Annotated in this window: 1 protein-coding gene; it reads left to right on the forward strand. The window is 29.9% G+C overall.

Annotation, left to right across the window (positions count from 1 at the left end):
- Nucleotides 1–201: 201 nt before the first annotated feature.
- On the forward strand, nucleotides 202–618 hold a 417-nt coding region (locus tag FLAPXU55_RS00055), incomplete at its 3' end, for an IS110 family transposase (protein ID WP_180855857.1).

The following is a 618-nucleotide window of genomic DNA, read 5'->3' on the forward strand; positions in this document are numbered from 1 at the left end:
AAATTTAAGTAGATTTATGATTGAGAAAGGAAGCAAAAGTAAACTATTCGTTCCTCTGAGTTTGTGACTCATATCTTGATTAAGACTTTGGCTTCCCTTTCATCAAAGACTCAGATAGAAATTTGGGCTAGTGACCCGTTATTAAGGAGTTGAGCTTATGATGAATTTCTCAAATCATTGTTGAATCGTAAAAGCAAAGTTATGAAAAACATTATTATTGGCATTGATATCAGCAGCAAGACTTTAGATATTTGTGTAAAAGAAGAATCATTAAATTACTTTTCTATTGAGAATAACGTTCCGGCTATAAAGCGCTTTTTTAAAAAATATTCAGATGAGAATGTAATTTTAGCAATGGAAAATACAGGCAGATACAATTGGAATCTTTTTGAAGTATTGGAAAAATTCAACTTTAAAGTTTATGTAATATCGGCTCTGCATATCAAGAAAAGTATAGGTCTTGTCAGGGGTAAAAATGATAAAATTGATGCCCTGCGAATTTGTAGTTTTATTGAGAAAAATTATCAAGAAAATAGAGAATGGAAACCAAGTTCGTGCTCCATTAAAAAAATAAAAATACTATTGACCGAAAGAGCTTTAAGAATAAAAATCAAAAAG

The sequence above is a fragment of the Flavobacterium panici genome (assembly GCF_903819335.1).
Taxonomy (GTDB): Bacteria; Bacteroidota; Bacteroidia; order Flavobacteriales; family Flavobacteriaceae; genus Flavobacterium; species Flavobacterium panici.